This window comes from Streptomyces sp. 1-11 (assembly GCF_007176755.1).
GTDB lineage: Bacteria > Actinomycetota > Actinomycetes > Streptomycetales > Streptomycetaceae > Streptomyces.
Genome location: NZ_BJTV01000007.1, coordinates 71,023 through 84,753, shown reverse-complemented (window position 1 = coordinate 84,753; position 13,731 = coordinate 71,023). Strand labels below are relative to the sequence as shown.

Here is a 13,731-nt window from a genome sequence, read left to right as displayed (position 1 = left end):
ATGGATCTGACGGTGTGGCGGACCTTCGTGACCGTGTGCCGGCTCGGGTCGCTGTCGGCGGCGGCGGCCGAGCTCAACCACACGCAGTCGGCCGTCTCGCGGCAGATCGCCGGGCTGGAGCGGCAGCTCGGCGTGCCCCTGGTGAAGCGCCACCCGCGCGGTGTGCGTCCGACGCCGGCCGGCGAGGTGTTCCGGCGCCACGCCCTGGCCACGCTCAACGAGGCCGACCGTGCCGTGCGCGCGGTACGGGAACTCCGCGACGGTGCGCCGGTCCGGACGCTCGCCGTCGGGGCGACGCCCTCTCTCGCCGCGGGGATCGTCCCCGAGGCCATCCGGGCGCTGTCGGAGCGGGACGGCGCCCTCCGGTGGAGCCTGCTCCCCGGCCTGAGCGGATACCTGCACGACCGGGTGACCGCGGGCCGGCTCGACATCGCCGTCGTCACCGACGCGCCACCGGGGCTGCCCCACGACCCGCGGGTCGAACGACGGTTCCTCGGCCTCGACGAGATGGTCGTCGTCCTGCCCGTCGGCCATCCCCTGGCCGGGCGCGGTCCCGTGCGCGTCCAGGCGCTGGCCGACCAGATCTGGGCCGAGGACAACGACGGCTCGGCGGCGCTCCTGCGCCAGCACGCCGCCCGAGCCGGGGTCGGCGTCCGTATCGACCTCGCCGCGGCCGATCTGCCCGGCAAGCTGGCCCTGGTCGCGACCGGCCACGCCATCGCGCTCGTACCCGGGGTGCTGACGTGCGCGCTGCGGGCCGACGTCACCGCCGTCCCCCTCGTCGATCCCCCGGCCCGGGGCATCTACGCGATCACGCCACGCCGCGACCCCCACCGCGCCGCGGCGCCCCTGCTCGACCGGCTCGCCGCGGCCTTCGCCTCCGAGGACGACCAGGATGACGAGGAGGACGAGGACGGCTGAGACGAGCGGCCGTCGGCGTCGCTCCTGGTGCGGCGCCGCTCAGGCCGGTTCGAGTCGCGGTTCCGGTTGCCGCGCCGGTGCGGTCGTCGGATCCCACAGCTCGGTGGTCCGTACGTAGCCGTAGATCACGGAGGCCAGTGCCAGAATGAGAAGCGGCCCGAAAACCCAGGGATGCGCGGCCATTTCCGTCGGCAGCCAGCGGTAGGACACCAGAAGCGCGGCGAAGACCGTGGCGCCGTAGCCGACGAGCTGGATTCCCCGCCGGTCCCAGCCGCGGTCGAACGAGCGCAGCGCCGCCTCGATCGTGAGCGCGAATATCACGCCGACGACGAGATCGGCGCCGTAGTGGTAGCCGAACGCCAGTGTCGCGCTGAGGGTGGCGATCAGCCAGAAGGTGCCCGCGAACCGCAGTATGCGCGGGCCCTTGCGGGAATGGACGAATATCGCGGTGGCCCACGCGGTGTGCAGGCTGGGCATGCAGTTGCGGGGGGTGATCCCGTCGTAGGGCATCGGGGTCGGGGTGCCGACCGGCGGCGGCGTGTGCGGCCACAGGTCGGCCACCGCCCATTGCACGCCACCGGTGCCGGAGGCGCCCGGGCCGTAGGCGAAGACCGGCCCGACCACGGGGAAGATCATGTAGACGGCGGGCCCGAGGAGGCCGATCACCAGGAAGGTGCGCAGCAGGTGGTGGCGCGGGAATCGGCGTTCGGCCGCCACGTGGCGCAGTTGGTAGAGCACGACGACCACCGCGGCCACGGCAAGCTGCGCGTAGACCACCTGGAGGAGGTGGGTGCCGATCGGGTCGGTGGCCTTGACGATGCGGCCCATCAGCCATGACGGGTTGCCCAGCGCGTGGTCGGCGGTCGCCACGTACTGGTCGAGCACCGTCGGCCGGCTCTTCGCGGTGATCAGCAGCCAGGTGTCGCCGGTCTTGCGGCCGGCGACGAGCAGCAGACCAAGGCCGACACCCTTGAGCAGCAGGACGCGTTCGGCGCCGGTGCGATGCGTGACGGCGATGACGGCGCAGGCCAGCATCACCCACAGCGCGCCGTTGCCGAAGAAGTGGCCGTCGGCCGTCCTGGCGCCGACCGCCCACCGCACCAGCACGAAGACGGCGTCGACACCTATGGCGGCGCCGGCGGCGATGAACCGTTGCCGCCAGGTGAGGACCACCATCATCAACGCCAGGCCGCCGTACAGCGGACCCGGTTTCGGGGCGAACACCAGCCCGTTCAACTGGTTCGTGATCGGCCCCGGCTGGCCGTAGCGGCGTGCGGAGATCTCTAGGGCGACGAGAATTACCAGAGCCGCCACAGCCGCCGCGGCCCACAGCACGGCTCGTCGTCGGCGCCGAGCGGCCGACTCAGCGCTGCCGTCCGTTCGTGAAAACACCCGCGATGCTCTGGATATCAATTCTCTGGCCGATTTGTTCGAAATGGGTCGGATAAATGGCAGCGATGACGGTGATCACCGCGAGTTCGAACATGTTATCGGAGTGGTGCGCGGCTTCCGATGGGAGGACCGGAACTGTGCTGCCATCAATGCGGACGGCGCGGGTAAGCGTTGATCACCCCAGCCCTTCGCACGGAAGTGATGCCCTTACATGGCCGAGACCCAGGACGTCGTTGAGCTCATCCTTCAGGACCACCGGCGCATGGAGGACCTGTTCCGCCTGATGCGCAGCGTCGAGGCCGACCGGGCTGCCGCACTCCACGAGTTCGCGGACCTCCTGATCGCCCACGCGCAGGCCGAGGAGACCAAGGTCTACCCGGCTCTGAAGAGGTACAAGAACATCGACGACGAAGAGGTCGAGCACGGCGAGCACGAGCACGACGAAGGCAACGAGGCCCTCCTGGCGCTCCTCGAGGTGGAGGAGGTCGGCTCCGAGGAGTGGGACACCAAGCTGGAGGAGCTGGTGGAGGCCGTCACCCACCACGCCGACGAGGAGGAGCGCACCATCCTCAACGGCGCCCGCGAGAACGTGACGCCGGAGCGCCGGGAGGAGCTGGGCGCGGCCTTCTGGGAGGAGCGCGAGCGTCAGCTCAAGACCGACTGCGGCTCCGTCGACAACGTGCGGCGCATCGTCGAGGCCTGAGCGGCCGCTCCGACACCCTGCCCGGCCCCCGCCCGGCTCCATGACCCGGCGGGTCACCCCGGCGGCACGGAAAGACCGTCAGTCGAGACAGAACTCGTTGCCCTCGATGTCCTGCATGACGATGCAGGACTCGTTGAACTCGTCGGCGAGCAGCACCTGCTCGCACTTCGCGCCGAGTGCGACCAGCCGGTCGCACTCGGCCTGCAGCGCGGCGAGGCGCTCTTCCCCCCTGAGCCCGGTGCCGGCCCGCACGTCGAGGTGCACCCGGTTCTTGACGACCTTGCCCTCCGGGACACGCTGGAAGTACAGGCGCGGCCCGACACCGGTGGGATCACCGCAGGCGAACGCCGCGCCCTGCCGCTCGGGCGGCAGCGAGCCGTCGTAGTCCTCCCACGTGGCGAACCCCTCCGGCGGCGGCGGTACGACGTACCCCAGCACCTCGCACCAGAAGCGGGCGACGCGCTCGGGTTCCGCACAGTCGAACGTGACCTGGAACTGCCTGATCGTTGACATCGGCGCACAGTAACAGAGGGGCCACGCCGCTCATCCGGCAATTTCGACAAGACCGTCGAGAGGTCCGCGCAGGGTCGGACCGGGCCCCGCACCGCCGGTCGGGGCCCGGGAGCGCACCGCCTCCCGGATCCCTCATACAGGCGGGCGCTCGAACGGGCACGCGGCCCGATCCCTCAGCCCCCCTTCCCGGTGCGCCGGCCTTTCGGATGCGCCGAGCGGCGCGAAACGGACGGAGACCCTCCACGTTCGGTGGACGGTGTGAGCGGTTTGGTCGTGGCGGGCGGTGGCTACCCGCACCCGTAAGGCTTCAGCGCAGCGGAACCGGCGTGGCCGCCGGCGGCCACGCGGAGACGGGTGACAAGGGGTTGGTCGCGATGACCGTGGCGACACAGCAGAGCGGCGGCGGATCCAGCGGTCTCTACGATGTGCTGGATCTCGTGCTCGACCGCGGACTGATCATCGACGCGTTCGCCCGGGTCTCGCTCGTCGGCATCGAGATACTCAAGCTCGACGTGCGGGTCGTGGTCGCCAGTGTCGACACCTACCTTCGCTTCGCCGACGCGTGCAACCGCCTCGACCTGGAAGCGGGGCCGCAGCGGCCGGCCGGGCTCACGGACGTCACGGGTCAGCTCACCGAGTCCGGCGCCCGAGGCGGGCCCGAGGGCGCCCTGTCCGGCGCCGCGGAGACGAGGCAGGACGCCGAGCGGGCACACGTCGAGGGTGCGAAGCGTGAGGGCGAGCGGATCGGGCGCGCCAGCGGCGATTGACTCCACGGTCGACTCGGCGACTAGTCGACTCTTCCGACTCGTCTGACTTGGCCGACTTGGCCGGTTCGGTCCACCACCGCCCGCGGTTCGTCGCTCACCCGCGGCGGTGCTGTTGGCCCGCGCAGCGCTCGATCGCCAGGAGGGCGGCGTCGTCGCTGGGCTCATGGCCGACGTGCCGGACGAGGTCGCTGTGGACGTGGCGCAGCAAAGACTCCGGGCTGGAGTGGTTGGCCAGGGCGGCGCGCTCGGTGAGCGGATAGAAGTCGCCGGCGGGCGAGCGGGCTTCGACGACGCCGTCCGTGTAGAGCATCAGCGTGTCGCCGGCCTCGAAGGTGAACGGGTCGGCCCGGTGGCGGGCGGCGGACAGCGCGCACATGCCCAGAGGGGGTACGGGGTGCCGCGGGTGCAGGACCGTGAGGTGATGGTCGTGGAGCAGCAGCGGCGGCGGGTGACCACAGTTGATCATCTCCACCTGTGAGCCCTCGTCGGGGATGTCGAGCAGCAGGGCGGTGATGAAGTGCTCGTCCGCGTCCTGCTCGGTCTCCGCCGACTCCGCCAGGTACCGGCACACGCTCGCCTCCAGGGCCGCGGCGAGTTCCGGCAGCGTGGCGTACTGGTGAGCGCACTCGCGGAAGGCGCCCAGCAGCATGGACGCTTCGCCGATGGCGGTCAGCCCCTTGCCCCGTACGTCCCCGATGATCACGCGGTTGCCCGGGTGGTCGGTGCGCGCGATCGCGAAGAGGTCTCCTCCGATACGGGTCTCGTCCTCGGCGGCCAGGTACATCCAGGCCACCCGCAGCGGTCCCATCCGGCGGGGCGGCGGCCGCAGCAGCACGAGCTGGGCTGTCTCGGCCACGGATCTCGCCCGGATCAGCTCCCGGCTGCGCCGGTCGCGCACCTGCGAGACGAAGACCACCAGCGCCGAGAGCAGGATGAGCGCGGTGAGCTGTGCGAGGTGGTTGAGTGTGGTCAGCCCGCCGTGGAAGACGGCGATGAGCGTCTGCGCGGCCACGGCCAGCACCCCGACCAGCGCCGTCGGCCGAGGACCGGCCAGCGAGGCGGTGAGGGCCGGCGCGATCACCAGGAACGGGCCCAGGTGGACGTCCTGGGGCGAACGGAGGTCCACCACCGTGATCACGAGGATCAGGGCGAGGGGTACCACGACCAGCCCGTAACCCGGCGGCTGCCCGAGGAGACGGTCCACCGACGCGCGCCTCGACATCACACGTACCGTTGTACCTCCGGCGCTGTACCTCCGCCGCACGGCACGCGCCCGCCTGGCCGGGCGACATCCGCGCCGGCCCGGAGCCCCGGGCCGGCTCACGCGGGAGGGCGGCCGCGTCCGTTCGGGCCTCCTTCTCCGTCTCGTCCCTGCGCGCGGTGCCCGGGCCGAGCGGCCATGATGGAAGTCGTGACTCGAAGAGCACGGCTGCGGGTACCGGGCCGCCTGCGGTGTCCCGGCCGGACGGGGAGTGCCGCGACGGCGGAGGCGGACCCCGCGGTGCCGCGGAGCCGGGCGGACCGGCCCGACGCCCTTGCCGCCGCCCGTGCCGGCAACGGTGCGGCCCGGGCACGGCGGCCAGGCACGACGTCGCCGGGGCCGGGCGGGTGCCGACGGTGCGGCGCGACGCCGGCGCCGCCGCGGCCCGTCGGGGGCTCGTGCGCACCGGACCGGCTCCGCCCGGTCCATGTACCGGCTGAGGAACGACGATGTCCTGGTCCGTAGGCGACGAGGGCGTCCTGCTGCACCTGATCGAGGCGAGTCACACCGCGACCCTCGAGCAGTTGCCCGGGCTCATCGCCGACCATGCGGCCCGCCTCGGTGTCACGGACGTGGCACTGTTCTGCGTCGACATCCAGGAGACGGTGCTGCGGCAGATCACCGGGCGCGGGATGGACGCGGGGGCCGGCGGCGACGAGGTCCCCGTCGAGGGCACACTTCCCGGGCGGGCCTATCAGCGGGTCGATCTGCAGGCCGAGTCGGCGCACGACGGATCGGGCAGGCGCCGGTGGTGGGCTCCGGTGACCGACGGCGTGGAACGCCTCGGCGTGCTGCGCGCGGACGTCGACGGTGACGAGGAGGCGGCGCGGCAGCTGCTGAGGCATCTGGCGTCGGTGACGGCGCTGCTGCTGTTGAGCAAGCGGTCATACAGTGACTCCTTCGCCCGCCGGGTGCGCACCAGCACCATGAACGTGGCCGCCGAGATGCAGTGGAACCTGATGCCGCCACCTGCCTTCGCCGGGCACGACATCACCGTCGGCGGGCTGGTCGAGCCCGCCTACCAGGTGGGCGGTGACGCCTTCGACTACGCCATCGCCGGCCACACCGCGCACCTGACGGTGTTCGACGCGATGGGCCACGACATCAAGGCGGGCATCACGGCGAACCTGGCGCTGGCCGCCTGCCGCAACGCCCGCCGCCAAGGCGCGTCCCTCGCCGAGACCAGCCGGGCCGTCGAGCGCGTACTGGCCCAGCAGCTGGGCAGCAGCCGTTACGTGACCGGCGTCATGGCCGAGCTCGACCTGGACACCGGGCTGCTGACCTGGGTGAACCGGGGCCACCCGCTGCCGCTCCTGATCCGCGGCCGGCGCCGTGTGATCCAGCTGGGCTGTCCGCCCGCCGGACCGATGGGCACCGACCTCGGCCTGCCCCTCACCGAGTGCCACCACCAGCTCGAGCCCGGCGACCGTCTGCTGCTGTACACCGACGGCATCGTCGAAGCCCGCGACGCCCAGGGCCGGGAGTTCGGGCGCGACCGGTTCGTCGACTACGTCGTGCGCCACCACTCCGCGCAGCAGACCCTGCACGAGACCCTGCGCCGGCTGATGCGCGCCATCCTCGACCACCACTCCGGCCGCCTCGACGACGACGCCACCGTCCTGCTGGCCGAATGGCGCGCCGGGCACCAGCACAGACTCACCCCCTGACGATCGGCAAGCGACAGCCATGACACAGCACCCCGCTCCCCACCGCACGGGTCTGACGCTGCGCGTGCACCAGGCGGCCCCGGCGACGTACGTCATCGAGGTGGCCGGTGATCTCGACCACCGCACCGCGGACCAGCTCGACGCGGTCATCCACCACGCCCTCGCGGCGAAGGCGGTCGCCGTGCTGGTGGACCTCGGACCCACGGCCCTGCTCGACTCCTCCGGCCTGAACAGCCTCGTCGCCGCGCATCACGCCGCCACCCGGGCCCACGCCCGCCTCGCGCTGATCGCGCCGAGCACCACCGTGCACCGCATGCTGTCCACCACGGGGATAGACCAGGTCCTGCCCGCCTTCCCCACCGTCGCCGCGGCCCTGGCCTGACCACGGGCCGACGGCCGGCGGCGAGCACGGCCGGGCACCCGTCAGGCAGTGCACAGGCAGTGCTCGGCGGAGGCGTCACCGCGCCCGCCCACGGCCGGGCACCCATGAGGCGGTTCCCGGCGAAGGCGTCACCGCGCCCGCCTACTTCAGCTCGATCTCGACGAAGGCCAGCGCGGAGGAGCCCGCGTTGACGACCTCGTGTTCGCCGCCCGCCGGGCGGGCGTAGGACTCGCCCGCCCTGAGTCGCGAGGGGGTCACCGTGCCGTCGGGACCGATGACGTCGGTGCGCCCGTCGGTGACGGGGACGACCACGTAGTCGTACTCGTGGACGTGGCGGCCGGTGCTCTGTCCGGGTTCGAAGTCCCAGCGGGTGACGCGCACCCGCTCGTCCTCGTGCTGCACGCTCGCGCGGGCCGTGGTGGTCATGGGCGCTCTCCTCGTCGACGGGCACGGGTGCCGCGAGCCCGACGGCGGCAGCACCCCAGGTGAGCAGGCTAGTCGCCGGGTTCCTCGCTCTGTGCCGCCCGGCCGCTCCGGCCCGCGGTGCCTTGATCCCGGGCGACGGCGACTTGGCATAACCGATCGACGGATAACCAGACAAGAGCACTTGCCGATCATCTGAGGTCTTTCCCGATCAGGCTCGTCCCGGCGCGATCCGGCGCGCATACGGTGCGTTCACAGGCGGTCCCGGAAACGGAGCGGCCGCAGCCGATCGACCAAGGGGAGGGCGCCGATGGCGACCGTGGAAGTGGCGTTGAAGGAAATGGTGACCGGGATCGAGGGGGCCCTGGGGGCGGCCGTCGTCGACTACACCAGCGGAATGGCCCTGGGCACCCTGGGCGGGGGCAAGGACCTGGACCTGACGGTCGCCGCGGCCGGGAACACGGACGTGATCCGCGCCAAGGTGCGCACCATGGAGCTTCTCGGCCTCAAGAGCCGGATCGAGGACATCCTGATCACGCTGGACGGCCAGTACCACCTCATCCGGCCGGTGACCGGCCGGGACGGGAACGGTCTGTTCCTCTACCTCGTGATCGACAAAGCCCGCTCGAACCTGGCCATGGCACGCCACCAGCTCAAACGGATCGAGACGCAGCTCGAGGTGTAGCCGGCCCTTCGGGCCGGGCCGACGCACGCCCACGAATTGAAGACTTCTTCAAGCCATCACATGGAGAGGACGACAATTCATGAACAGCAGTCGCCCGGACCGAGAAAGATGCAGAGGCAGGCTCATGGCGCGGCGGTGCCGCCGGGGCACCGCCGCGCCATGAGAAGCCACCAGACAGGCAGGAAGAACGCCATGCAGGTCCCCCTCTACCAAGCCAAAGCGGAGTTCTTCCGAATGCTCGGGCATCCCACGCGCATCAGAGTGCTGGAACTGCTGCAGCACGGCCCGGTCCCGGTGCGGGACCTGCTCGCGGACATCGAGATCGAGCCGTCCAGCCTCTCGCAGCAACTCGCCGTGCTGCGCCGCGCGGGCATCGTCGTGTCCGTACGGGAGGGCTCCACGGTCACGTACGCGCTCGCCGGTGGCGACGTGGCCGAACTCCTGCGCGCGGCCCGCCGGATCCTCACCGAGCTTCTGGCCGGACGCAACCAGCTCCTGGCCGAACTGCAGCAGAGCGAGACCGCCCCGCCGCGGACGACGGCGGCGCAGGGCTGACAGCAGGCGCCGGGCACCCGCCGGACGCGTCCATGCGGGTTGTCCGTGCGGCGCGGACGAGCCGAAAGCGCGCCCCTGGGCGTTGTTCAGGGCAGCCAAGTCCGATGCGAGAAAGGCCGGCCGATGCACCGCAACACCTTCTTCCTCTCCCTGTGCGCCCTCATGACCGCCGCCGCGACGGGCTTCTTCGCGACCACCGCCCTGCGCAGCCGCTACGGAGCGCGCTGACGCCGGCCCGCCGCCTGTGCCCGCTCCGGCAGGGCCGACCGTACGCGCGTCCGCCCACGACCTGGGTCGTGGGCGGACGAAGCTGGTCGGATGTCAGGTGAAACGGCCGAGGGCGCCTCGGACGCGGACCGGACGCCGGATCCCTCCGCGCTCTCCCGCGCCTCCGGATCAGGCGTGCGCGTGGCGCGGTCCGCTCGCCTTCGACGACGCCGCGTGATGCACGGGGCGGGCCGGGGCTGCCGCCTGACAGCGCTGAAGCCACAGGGCGGCCGCGGCCAGGAGGCCCGTGAAGATGATGAGGAGGAGGGCGGATACCCACATCTGCCGGCTCCCGGGAGAGTGCCAGGCCGTCCAGGCGGTCGAGGCGGCCCACAGCAGGGCGCCCACCGCGTAGAAGGCTCGGATCCGGCGCAGTTGCCGCACGGCCCGCAGGGACATGAGATCGGTCGTCGATGCCATGCCGGCCGTGTACCCCGCCGGACGCCGTTCAGCGGTCCACAAATCGTCCCAGCCGTCGCCCGCACCCGTGCCGTCGCCGCCAGGCGTCCTTCTCCAACTCACTTCGCTCCGCAGGGACTCGGGCGGCGTCGCCTGTCACTGCAGGTGCCTGAACGCCTGGTCGGCGTCGGCCACGGCCTCGGGGTGGACGTCGAGTGCGGTGCGACCGTCGGCGATCTTCTGCCAGTTGGTCCGGGCGAGCACCCGCTGGACCGCGAGGATCTGGGCCGCCAGCAGGCGTGCCCGGATCCCTTCGCCGAGGGCGTCCGCCAGTGCCTCCTCGTCCTCGAGCTGGTAGCGCGTCAGCCGTCCCGCCAGGCTCGATGTCGTGAACACCAAGCGGTGGAACGCCACCACCTCGGGGTGATCGCTGAGGCCGGTGACGGGGTCCCACCGATCGAGGCCGGCCCGGAAGTGCCGGTGCAGCGCGGTCACCGGCTCGATGCCCGGCCCGCGGTCGCGGACGACGCGTGCCGCCTCGCCCTGGTGGTCCGCGAATCGGTACAGCACCAGATCTTCCTTGGTCGGGAAGTAGCGGAAGAGCGTCGGCTTGGAGATCTCCGCCGCTGCGGCGATGTCGTTGACCGAGACCTGGTCGAAGCCGCGCTCCAGGAACAGCGAGACGGCCGCGTCGCCGATGGCGTCGCGCGTCCGCTCCTTCTTGCGGGCCCGCAGTCCCGTCGGCTCACTCATCTGACCACCGTAACATTCGTAACCGGGTTGCTTTTTTAACCGAGTAACGTTTTCATGGGCGGCATGAAGCAGACAGACACTCCTCCCGTGCTCGTCACCGGGGCGACGGGCCGGGTCGGCCGCCTGGTCGTGCATCAGCTCCTCGACGCGGGCATTCCGGTCCGCGCCCTCACCCGTCACCCTGAGGCAGCGGCGACGCTGCCGGCGAAGGTCGAGGTCTTCACCGGCGACCTCACCGTGCCCGAGTCGCTGGACCCGGCATTGAGCGGCGCCGGTGCGGTCCTCCTCGTCTGGACCGCCCCGCCTCGGACCGCCGAGGCAGTGGTCGAGCGGCTCGCGGCCCACGTGCGGCGGGTCGTCTTCCTCTCCTCCCCGCACCGGACGCCGCACCCCTTCTTCCAGCAGCCCAATCCCATGGCGGTGCTGCACGCCGGAATCGAGCGGCTCATCGCGGCCACCGGCCTGGAGTCCACGATCCTCCGGCCGGGGATGTTCGCGTCGAACTCGCTGGCCTGGTGGGCGCCCGCGATCCGGGCCGGCGAAGTCGTCCGGTGGCCCTACGGAGCCGCCGAGTCGGCGCCGGTCGACGACCGCGACCTCGCAGCCGTCGCGGCACGCACGCTCCATCAGGACGGATACGCGGGCGGCGACTACGTCCTCACGGGCGCCGAGTCGCTGACCCAGGCCGCACAGGTGGACATCATCGGTGACGCCCTGGGGCGCCGGATCACATTCGAGGAGATGACGCCGGACGAGTTCCGAAGGCTGTCGGAGGGTACGGCGCCCAGCGCGGCCGCCGAGATGCTCCTCGCCGCGTGGAGGTCGGCGGTCGGACAGCCCGCGTACATCAGCACCGCGGTGACCGACATCCTCGGGACGCCGCCGCGAACGTTTCGCCAGTGGGCCGTCGACCACGCCGGCGCGTTCACGCGGGGCTCATAACCTGGTCAACGGGCGCCCCAGGTCGCGGCCCTCAGCCGCCGCCCCAGGGGCCTGCCGCACGCGACGCCCCGCCGGGGACGTCGGATCCCGTCAGTCCGTGGCGGGGACCGGTGTCTCCCGCTCGGCCGCCGGCGACGCCTGCGTGATCACTTTGGAGCCCCGTCGCCCGCGGTCCATGGCACCGCCCGTGAAGGCGAGGCCCAGACCGGCCACGGCGAGCGCCGCGCCGACCAGGTTGGGCGCGGCCCAGCCCCAGCCGGCCGAGATGACCAGGCCGCCGAGCCAGGCGCCACCCGCGTTGGCCAGATTGAAGGCCGAGTGGTTGGAGGCGGCCGCCATCGTCGGGGCGTTCTTGGCCTTGGCCATGAGCAGCATCTGCACGGGGGTGGTGATGAGGGAGCCCATCGCGCCGATGAACGTGATCGTCACCAGGGCGGGGACGGTGCTGTGGACCGCGAAGAAGAACGTGACCAGGGCAGCGGCCAGCAGGATGAGCCCCCAGTACATCGTGGGGCGCAGTGCGCGGTCGGTGAGCGGTCCGGCGATCAGGGTTCCCAGTGTCATGCCGACGCCGTACAGGGCGAGCACCCAGGTCGTAGACGCGTCGGCGATACCGGTCAGGTGCGTGAGCATCGGGACCAGGTAGCTGTACACGGCGAAGAAGCCGCCGAAGCCCACGACGGCCGTGGCCAGACCGATGACGACCTGCTTGTTGCCCATGGCCCGGAGCTCGTGCCGGATGCCGGACTGATCCCCGCGCGGCTGGTGCGGGACGAAGGCGGCCAGCGCGGCCAGCGCGAAGAGACCGATGACGGCGACCGCGCCGTAGGCGGAGCGCCAGCCCAGATGCTGCCCGAGGGCCGTGGCGGCCGGAACCCCGACGATGTTGGCGATGGTGAGTCCGAGGAACATCTTCGAGACGGCGCGGGCTGCCCGGTCCGCGGCGACCAGCCGGGAGGCGACGACGGCGCCGACGCCGAACAGCGCGCCGTGCGGCAGACCCGCCAGGAAACGGGCGGCGAACAGCGTGCCGAAGTCGGGGGCGAGGGCCGACGCCGTGTTGCCGATCACGAACAGGCCGGTCAGGAGCAGCAGCAACCGCTTGTGCGGGACGCGCGCGCATATACCCGTCAGCAGCGGAGCGCCGACGACGACGCCGAGTGCGTACGCCGACACGACGTTGCCGGCGTGCGGTACGGACACACCGATTCCGTCGGCGATCTGGGGCAGCAGCCCCATGGTGGCGAACTCGGTCGTGCCGATGCCGAAGGCGACAACAGCCAGGGCCAGCAGAGCCAGGGGCATGGTGCAGGAGAACCTTTCGAAGACGACGGGCCGGGGGCCAGGAGCAGGGCGGTGCGGACTCGTCCGCGGTTTCCCCGCCCGGTCGCGTCGGTCGTCCTGACCCGAAACGCCCTGGGGATAGGGTCAGCCCACTGGGGATGCAGCAACGGAGCGGAGGGATCCATTCCAAGATCGCCCGGCGATGTGCAGCGTCGGGACCGGGCGCGTACACCCTGGCGGTACGGTCGGCCCTGACCGGTGAGCAAGGATAGCCGCGGGGACTCGGACACCAACCGCCAGGGGCGCCGTCCGGACACGCCAGGCCTGCCCGAGGAGCTTTCGAGGCCCACAAGCCGCGGTAGTCGCTGTCATGAGGACGGGAACAGCCGCTCGGTGCGGGGTTGACCTCAAGTCTGCTTGAGCTTCTAGGTTCGGGAGTGCAGATGTCGACGTACCGGAGAGGAGCGGTCATGAGGACGCTGGTGCTGGGAAGGACGCCCGCCAGGGTGACGGAGGTGCTGGCCACGCTGCGTGCGGACGGCTTCGACGCGGAGGGGGTGAGTACGGACGAGGAGGCCCGTGAACTTCTGGAGACCGAGGAGTTCGAGGTTCTGATCATCGGAGGGGGCGTGGAGCAGGACTCCCGCGCCGCGCTCAAGGACTTCGCGGGGAAGCACCGGGTGCGGCGGGTGATCGACGGCGCGCTGACGAAGCCGTTCGACGCCTACGTGCGGCGTGAGTTCGAGCCGCTGATCCGTGAGGCCGCCGGCCAGGGGTGACAGCCGGGGCCTGTCTGCAGGTGTCCTGGACGGTGGCG

The 13,731-nt window shown here is 71.6% G+C and carries 17 protein-coding genes; 9 read left to right on the top strand and 8 right to left on the bottom strand.

The features are described from left to right. Positions 1-921 carry a LysR family transcriptional regulator gene (locus TNCT1_RS16700; protein ID WP_143632717.1) on the top strand — a complete coding sequence of 307 codons (921 nt, stop codon included), beginning with the start codon at positions 1-3 and terminating at the stop codon, positions 919-921. Positions 922-960: 39 nt separating this feature from the next. Here the strand turns inward: TNCT1_RS16700 and TNCT1_RS16695 are convergent, their stop codons facing one another. Together TNCT1_RS16695 and TNCT1_RS36670 are read right to left on the bottom strand one after the other, a co-directional pair. Further along, positions 961-2,256: a phosphatase PAP2 family protein gene (locus TNCT1_RS16695; protein ID WP_143632715.1), complete on the bottom strand. Its 1,296-nt coding sequence runs from the start codon at positions 2,254-2,256 to the stop codon at positions 961-963. 28 nt (positions 2,257-2,284) lie between these two features. Next, positions 2,285-2,407: a hypothetical protein gene (locus tag TNCT1_RS36670; RefSeq protein WP_268894174.1), complete on the bottom strand. Its 123-nt coding sequence runs from the start codon at positions 2,405-2,407 to the stop codon at positions 2,285-2,287. 117 nt (positions 2,408-2,524) lie between these two features. Between TNCT1_RS36670 and TNCT1_RS16690 the strand changes: the two genes are divergently transcribed. Then, positions 2,525-3,016 carry a hemerythrin domain-containing protein gene (locus tag TNCT1_RS16690; protein ID WP_143632712.1) on the top strand — a complete coding sequence of 164 codons (492 nt, stop codon included), beginning with the start codon at positions 2,525-2,527 and terminating at the stop codon, positions 3,014-3,016. 78 nt (positions 3,017-3,094) lie between these two features. On the opposite strand, the gene TNCT1_RS16685 is transcribed toward TNCT1_RS16690, so the two are convergent. Next, positions 3,095-3,529 (bottom strand): VOC family protein, encoded by a 435-nt coding sequence (locus tag TNCT1_RS16685; RefSeq protein WP_143632710.1) that lies wholly within the window; start codon positions 3,527-3,529, stop codon positions 3,095-3,097. A gap of 374 nt (positions 3,530-3,903) precedes the next feature. Between TNCT1_RS16685 and gvpJ the strand changes: the two genes are divergently transcribed. After that, positions 3,904-4,296, top strand: a complete 393-nt coding sequence (gene gvpJ, locus TNCT1_RS16680) for a gas vesicle protein GvpJ (RefSeq protein ID WP_143632708.1) — start codon at positions 3,904-3,906, stop codon at positions 4,294-4,296. Between the two features lie 94 nt (positions 4,297-4,390). On the opposite strand, the gene TNCT1_RS16675 is transcribed toward gvpJ, so the two are convergent. After that, positions 4,391-5,518 carry a PP2C family protein-serine/threonine phosphatase gene (locus tag TNCT1_RS16675; RefSeq protein ID WP_143632706.1) on the bottom strand — a complete coding sequence of 376 codons (1,128 nt, stop codon included), beginning with the start codon at positions 5,516-5,518 and terminating at the stop codon, positions 4,391-4,393. 488 nt (positions 5,519-6,006) lie between these two features. On the opposite strand from TNCT1_RS16675, the gene TNCT1_RS16670 reads away from it, so the two are divergent. Further along, positions 6,007-7,224, top strand: coding sequence for a PP2C family protein-serine/threonine phosphatase (locus TNCT1_RS16670; RefSeq protein ID WP_143632704.1), 1,218 nt, complete (start codon positions 6,007-6,009; stop codon positions 7,222-7,224). A gap of 19 nt (positions 7,225-7,243) precedes the next feature. Further along, positions 7,244-7,606 (top strand): STAS domain-containing protein, encoded by a 363-nt coding sequence (locus TNCT1_RS16665; protein ID WP_143632702.1) that lies wholly within the window; start codon positions 7,244-7,246, stop codon positions 7,604-7,606. Between the two features lie 141 nt (positions 7,607-7,747). Here TNCT1_RS16665 and TNCT1_RS16660 read toward each other — a convergent pair whose 3' ends face one another. Further along, positions 7,748-8,032, bottom strand: coding sequence for a cupin domain-containing protein (locus TNCT1_RS16660; RefSeq protein ID WP_143632699.1), 285 nt, complete (start codon positions 8,030-8,032; stop codon positions 7,748-7,750). A 307-nt stretch (positions 8,033-8,339) separates the two neighbouring features. Here TNCT1_RS16660 and TNCT1_RS16655 point away from each other — a divergent pair, with 307 nt between their 5' ends. Then, positions 8,340-8,714, top strand: a complete 375-nt coding sequence (locus TNCT1_RS16655) for a hypothetical protein (protein WP_143632697.1) — start codon at positions 8,340-8,342, stop codon at positions 8,712-8,714. 192 nt (positions 8,715-8,906) lie between these two features. After that, positions 8,907-9,269 (top strand): helix-turn-helix transcriptional regulator, encoded by a 363-nt coding sequence (locus TNCT1_RS16650; protein ID WP_143632695.1) that lies wholly within the window; start codon positions 8,907-8,909, stop codon positions 9,267-9,269. Between the two features lie 396 nt (positions 9,270-9,665). Here TNCT1_RS16650 and TNCT1_RS16645 read toward each other — a convergent pair whose 3' ends face one another. Then, positions 9,666-9,956, bottom strand: a complete 291-nt coding sequence (locus TNCT1_RS16645; protein ID WP_143632693.1) for a hypothetical protein — start codon at positions 9,954-9,956, stop codon at positions 9,666-9,668. Between the two features lie 135 nt (positions 9,957-10,091). Continuing rightward, on the bottom strand, positions 10,092-10,688 hold the full coding sequence (locus TNCT1_RS16640) for a TetR/AcrR family transcriptional regulator (RefSeq protein ID WP_143632691.1): 597 nt from the start codon (positions 10,686-10,688) through the stop codon (positions 10,092-10,094). Positions 10,689-10,751: 63 nt separating this feature from the next. On the opposite strand from TNCT1_RS16640, the gene TNCT1_RS16635 reads away from it, so the two are divergent. Further along, positions 10,752-11,630 carry an NAD(P)H-binding protein gene (locus TNCT1_RS16635; protein WP_235902638.1) on the top strand — a complete coding sequence of 293 codons (879 nt, stop codon included), beginning with the start codon at positions 10,752-10,754 and terminating at the stop codon, positions 11,628-11,630. Positions 11,631-11,720: 90 nt separating this feature from the next. Here TNCT1_RS16635 and TNCT1_RS16630 read toward each other — a convergent pair whose 3' ends face one another. Then, complete coding sequence (locus TNCT1_RS16630; RefSeq protein ID WP_143632689.1) at positions 11,721-12,935, bottom strand: MFS transporter; 1,215 nt, start codon at positions 12,933-12,935, stop codon at positions 11,721-11,723. A 449-nt stretch (positions 12,936-13,384) separates the two neighbouring features. On the opposite strand from TNCT1_RS16630, the gene TNCT1_RS16625 reads away from it, so the two are divergent. Further along, entirely contained in the window at positions 13,385-13,693 is a 309-nt protein-coding gene (locus TNCT1_RS16625) for a hypothetical protein (RefSeq protein ID WP_143632687.1), read from the top strand. Positions 13,694-13,731 lie beyond the last annotated feature (38 nt).